Annotated in this window: 13 protein-coding genes; 10 read left to right on the top strand and 3 right to left on the bottom strand. The window is 43.4% G+C overall.

Annotation, left to right across the window (positions count from 1 at the left end):
- The first annotated feature begins 143 nt into the window (after positions 1-143).
- Complete coding sequence (gene ygiD, locus Xbud_RS05365; RefSeq protein ID WP_099135091.1) at positions 144-920, top strand: 4,5-DOPA-extradiol-dioxygenase; 777 nt, start codon at positions 144-146, stop codon at positions 918-920.
- Positions 921-925: 5 nt separating this feature from the next.
- Here the strand turns inward: ygiD and Xbud_RS05360 are convergent, their stop codons facing one another.
- The 3 genes from Xbud_RS05360 to tolC form a co-directional block, all read right to left on the bottom strand.
- Positions 926-2,086, bottom strand: coding sequence for a glutathionylspermidine synthase family protein (locus Xbud_RS05360; protein WP_099135090.1), 1,161 nt, complete (start codon positions 2,084-2,086; stop codon positions 926-928).
- A 24-nt stretch (positions 2,087-2,110) separates the two neighbouring features.
- The gene (locus Xbud_RS05355; protein ID WP_099135089.1) at positions 2,111-2,791 is read right to left on the bottom strand and encodes a DUF1190 family protein; all 681 of its coding nucleotides are present in this window, start codon (positions 2,789-2,791) and stop codon (positions 2,111-2,113) included.
- A 171-nt stretch (positions 2,792-2,962) separates the two neighbouring features.
- The gene (gene tolC, locus Xbud_RS05350) at positions 2,963-4,324 is read right to left on the bottom strand and encodes an outer membrane channel protein TolC (RefSeq protein ID WP_099135088.1); all 1,362 of its coding nucleotides are present in this window, start codon (positions 4,322-4,324) and stop codon (positions 2,963-2,965) included.
- A gap of 219 nt (positions 4,325-4,543) precedes the next feature.
- Here tolC and nudF point away from each other — a divergent pair, with 219 nt between their 5' ends.
- The 9 genes from nudF to Xbud_RS05305 all read left to right on the top strand — a co-directional run bounded on the left by nudF (position 4,544) and on the right by Xbud_RS05305 (position 16,020).
- Positions 4,544-5,215 (top strand): ADP-ribose diphosphatase, encoded by a 672-nt coding sequence (gene nudF / locus Xbud_RS05345; RefSeq protein WP_099135087.1) that lies wholly within the window; start codon positions 4,544-4,546, stop codon positions 5,213-5,215.
- 106 nt (positions 5,216-5,321) lie between these two features.
- A complete protein-coding gene (gene cpdA, locus Xbud_RS05340) occupies positions 5,322-6,161 on the top strand; it encodes a 3',5'-cyclic-AMP phosphodiesterase (RefSeq protein ID WP_099135086.1) in 840 nt (279 codons plus the stop codon).
- Complete coding sequence (yqiA, locus tag Xbud_RS05335) at positions 6,161-6,769, top strand: esterase YqiA (RefSeq protein WP_099135085.1); 609 nt, start codon at positions 6,161-6,163, stop codon at positions 6,767-6,769. Before cpdA ends, yqiA begins: the two co-directional genes overlap by 1 nt.
- A 140-nt stretch (positions 6,770-6,909) precedes the next feature.
- Entirely contained in the window at positions 6,910-8,805 is a 1,896-nt protein-coding gene (gene parE / locus Xbud_RS05330) for a DNA topoisomerase IV subunit B (protein ID WP_099135084.1), read from the top strand.
- A 68-nt stretch (positions 8,806-8,873) separates the two neighbouring features.
- A complete protein-coding gene (parC, locus tag Xbud_RS05325) occupies positions 8,874-11,120 on the top strand; it encodes a DNA topoisomerase IV subunit A (protein WP_099135083.1) in 2,247 nt (748 codons plus the stop codon).
- An 84-nt stretch (positions 11,121-11,204) separates the two neighbouring features.
- A complete protein-coding gene (locus Xbud_RS05320; RefSeq protein WP_099135082.1) occupies positions 11,205-11,945 on the top strand; it encodes a 1-acylglycerol-3-phosphate O-acyltransferase in 741 nt (246 codons plus the stop codon).
- Between the two features lie 321 nt (positions 11,946-12,266).
- On the top strand, positions 12,267-13,691 hold the full coding sequence (gene ftsP / locus Xbud_RS05315) for a cell division protein FtsP (protein WP_099135081.1): 1,425 nt from the start codon (positions 12,267-12,269) through the stop codon (positions 13,689-13,691).
- 550 nt (positions 13,692-14,241) lie between these two features.
- Complete coding sequence (locus tag Xbud_RS21090) at positions 14,242-14,640, top strand: JHE-like toxin PirA (RefSeq protein WP_339353669.1); 399 nt, start codon at positions 14,242-14,244, stop codon at positions 14,638-14,640.
- A 102-nt stretch (positions 14,641-14,742) separates the two neighbouring features.
- The gene (locus Xbud_RS05305) at positions 14,743-16,020 is read left to right on the top strand and encodes an insecticidal delta-endotoxin Cry8Ea1 family protein (protein ID WP_099135080.1); all 1,278 of its coding nucleotides are present in this window, start codon (positions 14,743-14,745) and stop codon (positions 16,018-16,020) included.
- Positions 16,021-16,279: the final 259 nt, after the last annotated feature.

Here is a 16,279-nt window from a genome sequence, read left to right as displayed (position 1 = left end):
CACCCTGTGGCCTTTCAGTATTTTTGAAGTGCTCCATTATTTTTTGATTGGTCATATTCAAGGAAGAAGCTTCATAATCTTGCCATAATTTTTTTGTCATTATCATAATTTATCGTGTTTGATTTGCCGCATGAGGGACGAAAATGAGTCTCCTGAGAATACCCGCATTATTCATTGGTCATGGTAGTCCAGTGAATGCCATTGAAGACAACTGTTATTCACGTGCCTGGTTCGGATTGGGACAAAAGTTACCCAGACCAAGGGCAATTCTGGTGATTTCTGCACATTGGTATACAAACGGCACGGCTGTTACGGCAATGGCCCGACCAAGAACTATCCATGATTTTGGCAATTTTCCCAGAGAGTTACATGAGAAACAGTATCCAGCGAAAGGTTTTCCTGAACTGGCTGTATTGGTACAGGATATTCTTGAACCCATTGAGGTCGAAACTGATTTTGAAGAATGGGGATTAGATCACGGCACTTGGGGAATATTAGCTAAAATGTATCCTGATGCGGATATTCCTGTCATCCAATTGAGTATAGATCGTAATCAATCCGCTTCTTTCTATTATGAGATGGGTAAAAAATTATCTATGCTCCGTGATGAAGGCGTTATGATCATAGGAAGCGGGAATGTGGTGCATAACCAGCTTGCAGAGCAGGTAGGAGCTGATCCTTATTCGTGGGCTCTGTCTTTTGAGCAGTTTGTGAGAGAGAATTTGACCAGCCTTGAGGAACCACATCCTTTATTGCAGGCCCTGGACAGGGAAGATGGTAAGTTATCTCACCCGACATCAGAACACTTTCTGCCACTTTTCTATGTGTTGGGAACATGGGATAAAAAAGAGCCAATTTCAACGCCTGTTGAAGGTATTGAAGACGGCTCTTTGAGTATGTTGACAATCCAATTCGGATAAATAACTTAATCCAGAATAATGTGCGGGTAGAAACGGGACAGATCTTGTGTGATTAATTCACGATCTTCACGAATACAGATACCCGCCGCTTGATCATTGACTAACCAGCTACCTACCAGCGCATGACTATCGCCGAATTTCGGCAGAGCATGAAACTGCTGAACGATCATCCCTTCTTCACCATATGGGCCATCGGCGTTGGCAACTTCCCGGCCATTTTCGATAATACGAATATTGGCCCCTTCACGGGAGAAGAAAGGCTTAATTACATAGCTGTTCATCTCTGACGGGCGTTCATCAGCAAAATAAGCAGGCAACAGATTTGGGTGATCCGGGAACATCTTCCACAGCATTGGCAGTAACGCTTTGTTAGAAATAATGCTCTTCCATGCAGGCTCCAGCCAACGGACTCCTGCATCAGCCAGCTTGGTCGAGAAGATTTCACGCAGCATGAATTCCCACGGATACAGCTTAAACAGATTACCGATCACTTGATCCTGCAAGTCGGTAAACTGTCCCTTTTCACCAAGACCAATATCTTCAATAAACAAAAATTCTGTTGCAATACCTGCTTCTGAGGCACAATCCTGTAGATATTGGATTGTGCCACGATCTTCTTCACTATCCTGACAACACGCCATATGCAACAGGCCAAACCCGTGTTTTTCACGTAACTGCTCAAAACGCTCAATCAGTTTTTCTTGCAAGCTATTGAACTGATCTGCATTTGAAGGCAGATTGCCGGCATTCATCTGGTCTTCCAGCCAGATCCATTGGAAGAAAGCAGATTCATACAGCGATGTCGGGGTATCTGCATTGTTTTCCAGCAATTTTGGTGGATTCTGGCCGTCATAGACTAAATCCAGGCGGGAATAGAGTGAAGGTTGGCTGGTTACCCATGAAGAACGGACAAATTCCCAACAATGCTTAGGGATCTGAAACTTTGTCAGCAATTCTTCACTGTTGACGACTTTTTCCACAACCTGCAAACACATCTGATGCAGTTCTTCGGTGGTGCCTTCAATTTCTTCAATCTGGCTCAGATTGAATTGATAATAAGCTTCTTCACTCCAGTAGGGCTGACCATACATGGTGTGGAAATTGAAACCATATTCTGTTGCTTTTTCGCGCCAGTCCGGGCGCTCAGTAATATTAATGCGTTTCATCTTTATTTAATCACTCACGTTGACTTAACCGCCCATTGAACGGGAAGAGCTGGAGCTTGAGCCAGCAGATGAACGCTGCATACTAGATTGTTTTGCTACTGTATCACCGAACCCACCACGAGTAATGGTCGTTGTGGTTGCTGGTTTTGGTGCCATTGCTGTTTTGGGTACAGACATGGTACGACCGCCAGCCGTAGCCGGGCCATAACTCTTACCTGTTGCATCAACAAACTTGCCATTAGCCGGGCTGCTGGCAGATTTTGATGAGAACAGCGGTTGTGAAGGGGCTGAGTTACCGCCCATCAAGCGACCCATCATGTAACCTGCCATCAACGGCATCCAGAAGCTACCGCTGCTGCTTTGTGCCTGAGCCTGATTACCAACGCCTGCCTGTGCAGGGGCCTGAGCACATTGTTGTTCACCAAACTCAGCAACACAGTCTTCACGGGTTGCATATTTCGGTGCCGTTTTTTCCGCTTCTTTCAGAGCGTTGTTATAAGCGATAGTGCATTGTTCACTTTGAGAAGGATTTGCCTTGGAACACTCATCGGCATTGGTATAGAGCGATACCGTTTCATCGTTCTGTTCACAAGCAGAAAGCATGAAAACCGCACTGACAGCGATTGCCACAGGTGCAAGACGATAATTTCGCCATGCTTTACGAAAATTATCACGGTTAATCTCTTTTGTCCGTTTCATTGTCATAGGGGACATCCATCTTAAAGGTATCAGATTAAGAGCAAATCCCACCAATGATGCGCAATGGGATGGCTCCCGGGGATCTTATTAAAAAATAGCCCACACAACGGCGGGCTGCTTTTTTAGTATAGCTTCTTTAATGTAACGTTTTTTAATTGAAAACGATAGTGCATTAATTCATCGAATTGATGGCGTTTTCATCTCTTTAATAATACTGCTGGCGGAAGTTGGAACCTGTGAACCTAACAGGTTGTTCAGTGCCGCCAGATCCTCTTCATTTAAAGTACCGCGGGCCTGCTGATTAATTAACAGATTGATCAGGTAAGTATAACGCGCTTGAGAGAGACTCCGTTTCGTCTCGTACAGCTTAGAGGTGGAATTCAGTACGTCAACGATGGTACGGGTTCCTACATGATAACCAGCCTCTGTGGAGTGTAATGAGCTTTCGGCAGAGAGTACAGCTTGTTTGTTAGCTTCAATGCTACTGATAGAGGCCGAAATATTATTGGAGGAAGAACGTACATCCTGAATTACCTTGCGGTAAGTATTTTCCAGCTCTTGGCTACTGGCGACAAAATCATATTTGGCCCGCTCAACTTGAGAACTGGTTGCACCGCCGCTATAAAGTGGCAGATTTAATGACACACCGACAGAATTATTTCCAGAATATCGATTGCTGTATTGACCGTTACGGGAATGTTCATTATCGACCCCTGTACTTGCCGATAATCTGATGGTTGGCATATAGCCAGTCTGTGCCTCTTTAATTTGCTCGCGTCTCAAATCTTGTGTCAAACGTGCGGATAACAAGCTCAGATTGCGGGTTTCAGCTTCTTTTAGTATAACTTCGGCAGGTTTTGGTTTATTTGTCTTGAAGCGTTCAATATTTAATGAAGCCAGCTGTGGATAATAAACTCCGGTAATCAGACGTAATTGTTCCAGAGAGTTGTCCAGGTTGTTACGATCAGAAACTTCCTGTGCCAGAATGGTGTCATATTGGGCACGGGAGTTCTGCACGTCAGTAATGGCGGCTAGTCCTACATTGAAGCGTTGGGTTGTTTGATCTAATTGTCGATACAGTGAAGCTTTCTGGGCGTCGGTATAGGTCAGAGAATCAATCTTACTCAGAACATCAAAATAGGCTTTGGCAGTATCCAGAATTAATTGTTGCTGGGTTTTTTGGTAAGTAATATCGGCAATTCCCGCATTCTTTTCAGCCTGACTCAGTTTGTTCCATATGGACATATCGAAAATCGTCTGGCTCAGAGTTAACTTCGCATCAGTACTATAGTTTTCTTGTTTGCTATTGCGAAAACTTTTGCCATAGTTAACTCCCGCCCCTAACTCTAATTGAGGTAACAAAGGACTACGGGCTATATTAATTCCTTCAAAAACCGAATTGCGGTCAGCCAGCGCCTTAAGCAATTCAGGGTTAGTTTCTTTTGCCTGTTTGTAAATTTGCAATAGATCTTCTGCATGGCTTGAGGTACTGAAACCTACCAGATTTATAGCGATAAAAAGAGATAGCAATTTTTTCATTTGCGTTCCTTGTTGTGCAGCTATTTTGCCTAAGTTGCCTCTGCATAAAAAACAATATTACAGATTCTAGCAGAGAATACTTGCAGGACAGGGTGGCTGTTTGTGCCATATTGCCTTATTTTCCGGTCTGTTTGTATCTTCAAAATGAATTTATTTAGACCAATATGACAAAATACATTTTAATAATAGGTAATTAAAAGATAACAATCAGGAGTCTTTATGCGTGAAGATCTTACCTCACCGCTTGTTTCTGCAAAATCTCTAGTTTCTACAAAACCACGTACTTTTACGAAACAAGATGTTGAAGTTATTTCTCGCAAACCGCTCTACCGTGGTTTTTTTAAAATGACGGAATATCAATTCAGGCACCGTCTGTTTTGTGGAGGATGGAGCGAAACCATTAAACGTGAAGTGTTTGAGCGAGGTCATGCAGGCGTTTTGTTACCTTATGATCCGATACGTGATGAAGTAGTTCTGATTGAACAAATCCGCATTCCGGCAATTGAAACCAGTCAGACGCCGTGGTTGCTAGAAGTGATTGCAGGCATGATTGAAGAAGGGGAAGATGCCGAGCAGGTTGTTCGCCGTGAGGCGATGGAGGAAGCGGGTATTGAGGTCAAACGTTGTCAACCGACATTGAGTTACCTTTCAAGCCCCGGAGGAACAACAGAGCGTATGCATATTTTTGTTGGGGAAGTCGATTCTTCTACTGCTTTTGGTATTCATGGTCTGGAAGGTGAAAATGAAGATATCCGGGTGCTGACTGTCAGTCGTGAACAGGCTTACCAATGGGTAGAGGAGGGAATTATCGATAATGCGGCTTCAGTTATTGCAATACAGTGGTTGACGTTGCACCATGAAAAACTCAAAAAAGCGTGGTTGGAGATATAATCTCTAAATTTGCCTTGGGAAACGTGAAGTGTGCCCCAGTCAGCAGATCTTATGTGAAAAGGTACGTTAGAATAATCTCCTATGATCGACAGGAAAAGGAAACCATTTGGAACGCCTGCTTGAAATACCTGTGGCAAAAGGTGCCACAGCAAGAATATTGCAAATCACCGACATGCACCTTTTCGCTAATAAGGGTAACTCGCTGCTAGGTGTTAATACCTACTGCAGTTATCATGCTGTGCTGGATGCGATCCTTGAGCAGAATCTCGATATCGATTTGGTAGTTGCTACAGGTGATTTGGTTCAGGATCAAACTATCGGTGCTTATCAACATTTTGTTGAAGGCGTTGCCCGTTTGTCTGCCCCTTGCGTTTGGTTGCCCGGTAATCATGACTATCAGCCTGCAATGGTTGATGTACTGGCAGCTGCGGGTCTCCCTCTTTCTAAGCAAATATTCATTGGTCAACACTGGCAATTAATCATGCTGGACAGTCAAGTGCAGGGAGTTCCTTACGGTGAATTAACGGATTATCAGCTTGAGTGGATGACAAAATGCCTGGATGAGCACAGTGATCGTTATGCGATTGTCATGTTGCACCACCATCCTGTACCATCGGGTTGCACCTGGCTGGATCAGCATTGTTTACGTAATGCTCCTGCATTAGCAGAATTCTTGAAAGATAAACCGCAGGTGAAAACAATGCTGTGTGGGCACATTCATCAGGAACTGGATGACATGTGGAATGGTATTCGTGTTATGGCGACGCCATCAACCTGTGTGCAATTTAAACCACATTGTACTAATTTTATGCTTGATACAGTGGCCCCGGGTTGGCGTTATCTTGAATTGTCTGTGACTGGCGAGGGAGAAGCGAAATTGCAAACGCAGCTTCACAGGCTCAAGAGTAATGAATTTTGCCCGGATTTAGATTCGGACGGGTATTAATGTCAACGTTACTTTATCTACATGGTTTTAACAGTTCGCCACAATCAGAGAAAGCAAATACGCTGAAAACATGGCTGCACCAGCAGCATTCTGAAATAGATATGTTGGTGCCACAATTACCTCCTTATCCTGAAGATGCAGCCGCCTTGCTGGAAGAACTGGTAATAAGTCGTGCCGGGGAACACATTGGTTTGGTCGGTTCTTCACTCGGTGGCTATCTGGCGATTTGGCTTTCACAATGTTTTGGCCTGCCAGCTGTAGTCGTTAATCCTGCGGTTCGCCCATTCGATATTCTTCAGGATTATCTCGGGGAAAACGTGAACCCCTATACCAAAGAGCGGTATACTCTTGAACAAAGCCACATCTATGATCTCAAAGTGATGCACATTGACCCGTTGGAGTCACCGGATCTTATCTGGTTATTGCAACAAACCGGGGACGAAGTGCTGGATTACCGTCAGGCAGTTGCATACCTGATGCAATGCAGGCAGACGGTCGAATCAGGTGGGAATCATGCTTTTATTGGTTTCGAATACTATTTTCCTCAAATCATTGACTTCTTGGGGCTAACCAGTGGTGATAGTAAAAAAATTGCCAAAAACAAGTAAGTGACTGGTATTATCAACAGTATCTACCCAATGGATTTTCGGGTGAGGCCGCAACCAATAAATCGGTAACCCGGGAAACGCAGGGTAATCAATACTGATTGACCCTCTTTAAATCATGAAGCAACCGACAGAATTACAACATGACTCAATCTAGTTATAACGCAGAGGCCATTGAAGTCCTCAGTGGCCTGGAGCCAGTTCGTCGTCGTCCAGGAATGTATACCGACACAGCCCGTCCGAATCATCTGGCACAGGAAGTGATCGATAATAGTGTGGACGAAGCGCTAGCTGGTCACGCGAAGCATATTGAAGTGATCCTCCACAGCGATCAGTCTCTGGAAGTGATAGATGATGGCCGTGGTATGCCGGTTGATATCCATCCTGAAGAAAAAGTATCAGCAGTTGAGTTGATCCTGACCCGCCTGCATGCAGGTGGCAAATTTTCCAATAAAAACTACCAATTTTCTGGCGGCTTGCATGGCGTGGGGATTTCAGTAGTTAATGCCCTGTCCAAACGAGTTGAAGTGACCGTTCGTCGTGACAGCCAGGTTCATCAGATCGCTTTTGAAAATGGCGATAAGGTGCAGGAGCTGGAAGTTATCGGCAGTTGCGGAAAACGTAATACAGGCACCAGTGTTCATTTCTGGCCGGATGAAAGTTATTTCGATACTCCTCGCTTCTCGACTTCGCGCTTGACTCACCTTCTGAAAGCGAAGGCGGTCTTGTGTCCGGGTGTGGAAATTGTCTTTAAGGACAAACTGGCAGGAACAGAACAAAAATGGTGTTATGCCGATGGTCTGACAGATTATTTGCTGGAAGCCGTCAATGGGCTGGTGACATTACCGCAATCGCCATTTGTGGGCACTCTCAGCGGTGAAACCGAAGCGGTTGACTGGGCTTTGCTCTGGCTGCCGGAAGGTGGCGAATTGTTGGGAGAAAGCTATGTTAACCTGATCCCGACGATACAAGGCGGAACCCATGTCAATGGCTTGCGTCAAGGGTTGTTGGATGCAATGCGTGAGTTCTGTGAATTCCGCAACATACTGCCTCGCGGTGTTAAACTTTCCGCAGATGATATCTGGGATCGCTGTGCCTATGTGTTATCCCTCAAAATGCAGGATCCACAGTTTGCCGGACAGACTAAAGAGCGCTTATCATCGCGCCAGTCTGCGGCCTTTGTTTCCGGTGTTGTCAAAGATGCTTTCAGTCTGTGGCTGAACCAACATATTCAGGAAGCCGAACAACTGGCTGAAATGGCAATTGCCAGTGCACAGCGCCGTATGCGTGCAGCAAAGAAAGTCGTGCGTAAAAAACTGACCAATGGCCCTGCACTACCGGGTAAACTGGCAGATTGTACGTCACAGGATCTGAATGTCACTGAACTGTTTCTGGTGGAAGGGGATTCCGCAGGCGGTTCTGCCAAACAAGCACGTGATCGTGAATTTCAGGCGATTATGCCTCTGCGCGGTAAGATCCTGAACACATGGGAAGTCTCTTCAGATGAGGTACTGGCTTCACAGGAAGTGCATGATATTTCTGTAGCCGTCGGTATTGATCCTGATAGTGAAGATATCAGCCAACTACGTTACGGTAAAATCTGTATTCTGGCGGATGCGGATTCTGACGGCTTGCATATTGCAACACTTTTGTGCGCCTTGTTTGTCCGCCATTTTCCGATATTAGTAAGACGTGGTCATGTTTATATGGCAATGCCACCATTGTATCGCATTGACCTTGGTAAAGAGGTGCACTATGCACTGGATGAAGGTGAAAAGAGTGCGATATTGGACCGCCTGAGCCGCAAGCGTGGCAAACCGAATGTTCAGCGCTTCAAAGGGTTGGGTGAAATGAACCCAATGCAATTGCGTGAAACTACATTAGATCCCAATACTCGCCGTCTGGTGCAATTGACTATCAACGATGAGAATTATCAGGAAACCCTCTCCGTTATGGATATGCTTCTGGCGAAAAAACGCTCGGAAGATCGCCGTAATTGGCTGCAAGAAAAGGGTGATGCCATCGAGATTGAGTTATAGCGCCGCTTAGGGTAACCAACAGAAGCATAGCGCACGGTAGTCAAGACAGATTCTGAGGAAATTAATACATGAGTGAGATAACTCACGATGGTGTAGAGCGTCAACCGCTCCACACATTCACTGAAAACGCCTATTTGAACTATTCCATGTACGTCATCATGGACAGGGCGCTGCCTTTTATCGGTGATGGCTTAAAGCCTGTTCAGCGTCGTATTGTCTATGCGATGTCAGAACTTGGGCTGAATAACAGTGCAAAATTCAAAAAATCTGCCCGTACTGTCGGTGATGTACTGGGTAAATACCATCCACATGGAGATGGAGCCTGTTATGAAGCGATGGTCTTGATGGCACAGCCTTTCTCCTACCGTTATCCATTGGTGGATGGTCAGGGGAACTGGGGTGCTCCGGATGATCCAAAATCTTTTGCGGCGATGCGTTATACCGAATCCCGCCTGTCTAAATATGCAGAATTACTGCTGAGTGAACTTGGTCACGGTACTGTAGATTGGGTGCCAAACTTTGATGGTACGTTGCAGGAGCCCAAAATGCTGCCCGCGCGTCTGCCGAATATCCTGTTAAACGGAACTACGGGTATTGCTGTTGGTATGGCGACCGATATACCTCCACACAATACACGTGAAGTAGCAAACGCGCTGATTGCTATGTTGGATAAACCTGAATGTTCACTTGATGAAGTCATGGAGTATGTGAAAGGGCCGGATTATCCAACAGAAGCGGAAATCATCACTTCAAAAGAAGATATCCGCAAAATCTACAAAAATGGCCGTGGTTCAATACGTATGCGTGCCGTGTGGTCAAAAGAAGAGAGCAATGTTGTTATTACGGCTCTGCCACATCAAGTATCCGGTGCGAAAGTGTTGGAACAGATTGCAAGCCAGATGCGTTCGAAGAAGCTGCCGATGGTAGATGATCTACGTGATGAATCCGATCATGAAAACCCGATACGTTTGGTGATTGTGCCAAGAACGAATCGTGTGGATGTTGAGCAGGTTATGAATCATCTGTTTGCAACTACTGATCTGGAAAAAAGCTATCGTGTTAACCTCAACATGATTGGTCTGGATAATCGTCCAAGTGTAAAAGGTTTGGTCGAAATTCTCAGTGAGTGGTTGGTTTTCCGGCGTGAAACGGTACGTAACCGCCTGAATCACCGGCTGGAAAAAGTACTTAAGCGTTTGCATATTCTGGAAGGTTTGCTGACAGCGTATCTTAACATTGATGAAGTTATCCATATCATCCGTAGTGAAGATGAACCAAAACCAGTGCTGATGCAGCGTTTTGGATTAACGGAAACACAGGCGGAAGCGGTTCTGGAACTGAAACTGCGTCATTTGGCGAAGCTGGAAGAAGTTAAAATCCGTGGTGAGCAGGATGGGCTGGCAAAAGAGCGGGACAAACTTCAGGCTATCCTTGGTTCTGAGCGTAAGCTGAATACCCTGCTGAAAAAAGAAATTATTGCGGATGCGGAAAACTATGGTGACGAGCGCCGTTCTCCGCTGAAAGAGCGTTCAGAAGCGAAAGCCATGAGCGATCACGATATCCTGCCATCTGAGCCGATCACTGTTGTTATGTCTCAAATGGGTTGGGTGCGCAGTGCGAAAGGGCATGAAATCGATCCGGCGGGTTTAAATTACAAATCTGGTGACAGTTTCCGTAGTGCTGTTCGTGGTAAGAGTAATCAGCCGGTGGTCTTTATTGATAGCACGGGGCGTAGTTATTCCGTTGACCCATTGGACTTGCCATCTGCCAGAGGGCAGGGGGAACCTTTGACCGGCAAACTGGCATTACCGGCAGGGGCATCTGTTGAACATCTGTTAATGGCGAAAGAAGATCAAAGATTCTTGATGGCATCCGATGCAGGTTATGGTTTCATTTGTACTTTCAATGACCTGATTGCTAAAAACAGGGCGGGGAAAGCGCTGATCACGTTGCCACAAAATGCTAAGGTCATGCCACCATTGGAGATCACCAATGAGCAGGATGATATGTTACTGGCGATCACTAAAGCAGGACGTATGTTGATGTTCCCGGTCACAGATCTTCCACAGCTTTCAAAAGGTAAAGGCAACAAAATTGTTTCCATTACCGCTGCTCAGGCCGCTTCAGGAGAAGATATGTTGAGCTGGCTGCTGGTACTGTCTCCGAAATCTTCAATTACGCTTTATTTCGGTAAGCGCAAATGGCAGCTTCACCCTGAGGATTTGCAGAAATTCCGGGCAGAGAGAGGACGCAAAGGAACTTCACTGCCACGCGGATTACAGCGCGTTGAACGTGTAGAAGTGCTGAGTGTGTAATAAATAGAAACATCTCAAATAACCTTAATAGCGGGCCAGTATGATGCTGGCCTGCCTTGCTACAGGAAACCGCAAGAGAAAACTATGTTAACCATTATTCGTGGGATCATTGTTATTTTGTTCACCATTTTGATCTGTATATTTGGTGGAATTTACTGTTTATTTAATCCGCGTAATCCGAGCCATGTGATGACCTTTGGCCGGGCATTTGGCAAGCTACACAAAATATTCGGTATCACATTGATAGAGCGCATTCCTGAAGATACTTCTCAATATGGTTCGAGCATCTATATTGGTAATCACCAGAATAACTATGACATGATAACCATGTCGAATGCCGTGCAGCCACGCACGGTGACTGTTGGTAAGAAGAGTTTGCTCTTTATTCCTTTTTTTGGCCAGTTGTATTGGCTGACGGGGAATATCCTGATTGACAGGGAAAACCGAACAAAAGCGCACGGAACGATTTCACAAGTTGTGGATCAGATCAAAAAGAATCGAGTTTCTGTCTGGATGTTCCCGGAAGGTACTCGCAGCCGTGGACGTGGTTTACTGCCGTTTAAAACTGGTGCTTTTCATGCGGCCATTGCGGCTGGTGTACCGATTGTACCTGTTTGCGTCTCCTCAACCCATGACAGAATAAAACTCAATCGTTGGAATAATGGTGCTGTTATTGTTGAGATGTTGCCTCCCATTGATACGGCGAAATATACAAAAGAGCAGGTGCGTGAATTGGCTGAACATTGTCGCCAAATGATGCAAGCCAAGATTGAAGAGCTGGATAAAGAAGTAGACGAACTTAACAAACGTAGTCAGTTGAATTAAAACTAAATATTCTAGCGTTACAGTCCCTTCCTTTCTGGTTTGGGGATGAATTCTGACTATAAATTTAAGATAGTTTTAGAATTTATCCCCTATTCGCGATATGATTGTTTTTTAATAAGTTAACGTTTTTATTAAACGCAATCGATAAAACGTAATCAACAGAACATAATTCGACAGAATAATAAATCCTAATATCCCCACATTGGGGAATTCATGCACTTGTCACCGTGATGTAACTCGAAATCTATTGAGTATGCATAAGCAATCAATTGGGATGCTATTCTTTCTTGTCGTGGAGATTATTCCTGCCGTGGAGAAAATATGTCACTGAGTCGGCGCCAATTTATTCAGGCATCTGGTTTGGCAATGTGTTTAGGGGCGCTCCCTTTTGCGGTTCGAGCTAATAAAGATCAACAAACGGTATTGCCTGTTCCCCCTTTGCTGGAATCCCGCGGCGGACAGCCTCTGTTTTTGGCTCTACAGAAATCCAACTGGTCTTTTGATGGGAAAAATAAGGCTTCGGTATGGGGTATCAATGGGCTTTACTTGGGGCCGACTATTCGTGTCCGTAAAGGAGATAACGTTAAGCTGATATATAGCAACCGCTTGTCAGAGCCTGTTTCAATGACGGTAAGTGGGTTACAAGTACCCGGAACATTAATGGGTGGAGCATCACGTCTGATCCCCTCTAACGGAAATTGGTCGCCTGTCATTCCCATTGAGCAGCCGGCAGCGACATGTTGGTATCACGCTAATACACCACACCGAATGGCGAGACAGGTTTATGCAGGGTTAGCGGGAATGTGGTTGGTAGAAGATGAAAGCAGTCGTAACTTGCCTTTGCCTAAACATTATGGGGTTAATGATTTCCCAGTTATTCTGCAAGACAAACGGTTGGATAATTTTGGTACTCCCCGGTATGACAAAGCCTCAGCTGGTCAGGGCTTTCTTGGTAATACATTAGTTGTTAATGGTGTGGAAGATCCCTTTATTGAAGTTGCCAAAGGCTGGATCAGACTGCGTTTATTGAATGCAGCCAACGCTCGCCGATTCCAATTGCAGCTCAGTGATGGTAACCCTTTTTATATGATTGCGACTGATCAGGGATTGTTGCCTGCCCCGGTTGCAGTACAGACACTTTTTCTTGCACCGGGAGAACGTCGTGAAGTGCTGGTGGATATGTCAAAAGTGGATAGTGTGGTTATTACCGCAGGTGAATCTGCTGGCATGATTGATCGCCTGAAAGAGATGTTTGAACCATCCAACAAATTACACTCAACGAATGTTCTGACCATTAAATCGGGGGGATTATTACCCCTGGTCACGGAAGCGTTACCCTCTCAGCTTGTAGTGGATACGGCGGAAATTAATACTTCGATTCGCAATCGGCAGATCGTTTTAGGGGATGAAACACAAGGGATAAATGGCGCATTATTGAATTCAGGCCGTATCGATATAACCAGCCACCAGGGGGCATGGGAGCGTTGGGTAGTCACTACCTCGGTTCCACAACCTTTCCATATTGAAGGTGCCAGATTCAAGGTCATCAACCACAACGGTGTGCGGCCAGAGCCTCAGGATTATGGCTGGAAAGATACTGTCTGGGTTGATGGCAGAACAGAGTTGCTGGTGAATATGATGCAGCCATCGTATGAACATTACCCTTTTATGTATTACAGCCAGATATTGGAAATGGCGGATCATGGGGTGGCAGGGCAATTGGTTGTTAGTCCGGCGGGGATGTAAGGTCTCTTATGAGGCCTTTTTCATGGTCGTTAGCATGTCTGATTTGAAGGAGAAATAAAGAAAACGGGTATTGATAATAATCAATAAACTGTATTATTCAAATCTTTCTTATGGAAATATCTTCGGTTTAGATAAATAAATACGACTGTAACACTAATAATAACAACAGTACTTAGCACTTACACTATTAAGATTAATATTTATCAATAAATATTATCCGCATCTACTTATTGAAGTATACACTTAAATAAGTAATATAATTTTTAAGCCGAGTTGCCATTTTTTATATTTCATACTACCTTGTCAATATGTTTAGAATACCCGCGGCAAAAAATATAGGTTCAATATATCCATTAATAAAATAAACTATTAACTGTAAGGAGAAACTATTCATAATTATAGATAAACCTATAATTATATAATGATATATGAAAAAATCATGAAAATAAAAATAGTTAATATTCTACAAACGAGAAATTATATTTTCACTGCTCATTAACAATAGGAAAGGATTTTATGATCACAATAAATATAAATACAAACGGTGTTAATGGTATTACAATTACAAATAGTAATAATGAACCTACTCCAGTATCGACAACTTACGGTCCAAATACACCAGCATCAGAACCCCCTACAGTCAGGTAATTATAGTGATATAACAATAGAACCACATTCTTCTGTGCAGGCAACAAGAATTGATACGCCTATTATTCCTGAAGCACGTCCCGATTACTATGTAGCCAACTCTGGCCCTGCACCAACAGTTAGGGCTGTTTTTTATTGGTCTCATTCTTTCACATCAGAATGGTTCGAATCTTCCTCTATCATAGTGAAAGCAGGAGAGGACGGAATATTAAAGGCACCTGGAAACTCTTTATATTACAGTAAAGTCGTAATTTATAATGACACGGATAAGCGGGCCTTTGTTACTGGATATAATAAATAATGATATAAAAACTATTTATAACCAATGGATTTTAATTTAAGAAATATCCAAAAGTTATTGTTTAACTACAGCTTAATTAAGGTATTAAGGTAAAATAACATTATGAATACCACACCTATTACTGTATCTACAAATGAAACATTGCCTTTACTGACTGACGTAATGCCCATGGATCTTTATGCAATGTCCACACCTGATTATGAATGGGACATGTCGTCAATCATAAAGGATGCTGTTATTGGTGGCATAGGATTCATTCCAGGTCCGGGCCCAGCAATATCCTTCCTGTTAGGACTATTTTGGCCTCAGCAGAAAGATAATACTTGGGAGCAAATTCTCCAAAAAGTAGAGCAGATGATAGAGAATGCTGTTCTACAAACCATTAAAGGAATACTTAATGGAGAAGTACAAGAGATCAAAGGGAAAATGGAACATGTAGAATCTATGCTGAAAAACTCGCCTGGCAGTCAGGAAAGTCATGATGCATATATGTTCCTGGCAAGATATCTGGTTAGTGTAGATGAAAGATTCAAATCTTTTGATAATAGAACAAATTATCAGATTCTCCCAATGTATACTAACACTATTATGTTACAGATCCCTTATTGGAAAATGGGAATAGAGAAGAAAAAAGATATTGGGTTAACAGATATTGAAGTTAATGAATTAAAAGAACTTATCGATAAATTAGTTGGTAAGGCCAAGAACTATATTCATACGATGTATACTAATGAATATAATGATGCTATAAACACATCAACAGCTGAGAGTGTCACTAATAATTTATTATCTGTAAGAGGATATTGTTTATTACATGGTTTAGAATGTATTGAGTTAATCGAGCATATACAGAATAATAGCCTTGAAAGTGGTTTCTATCCTAAAATTATCAGTTATTCGACTGTATTTGATCGTCCGACTAACAAAATGAGAATTCAGGCTCTTACAGAAGACGATGCAATGCAGGAGCCTTTCAAACCATCTTTAATCAATGGGAAATACAATAAAATACAATCCTTGATTGGATATGTACAAAGAATTGGGAATGCACCTAGAGTTGGTGGTATTAAAATTACATTTACCAACGGCTCATCTTATATACTTGGTACGGTGACCTCAGAAACGAGTTCGATTGAACTAAATGATAGTGTTATCGAAAGTTTGGAAGTATGGGGAAATGGTGCTGTTGATGAGGCGTTATTTAAGTTAAGTGATGGGCGTTTATTGCGTATTGGTGAGCGTTACGCGAAAAAATACAGAAAATATGCTGTTGATCATCACTATATTGCGGGGATTTGCTTAGCCAGCGATGAGCCTTCACTTGCTGGTCAAGCCGCAGGTATTGCCGTTTCATATCATATGATGGCTGACAAAAAATAATATTTGCGAATAGAATTAGAATTGTAATTTGGTTGCAAGTTATTGTTTAGTTGCAAAGAGTCCCCCTGGTCACATAGTTATTGATGTGATCAGGGGTAATCTTTCCTATTCTAAATAAAGGCTAGTTTACTTTTTTGTTGCGATGTAACTTGAAATCTATTAGATGTATAGGCTAATTATTTGTTCTGAATAAAATTGCTAATCTTATCGACTGTAACTACCCCTTTCCGTATAGTGTCCACAGTTTTTATACTACATG

The sequence above is a fragment of the Xenorhabdus budapestensis genome, from assembly GCF_002632465.1.
Lineage (GTDB): Bacteria > Pseudomonadota > Gammaproteobacteria > Enterobacterales > Enterobacteriaceae > Xenorhabdus > Xenorhabdus budapestensis.
Note: the sequence above shows the minus strand (reverse complement) of the source record. Positions and strands in the feature narration are given on the sequence as shown.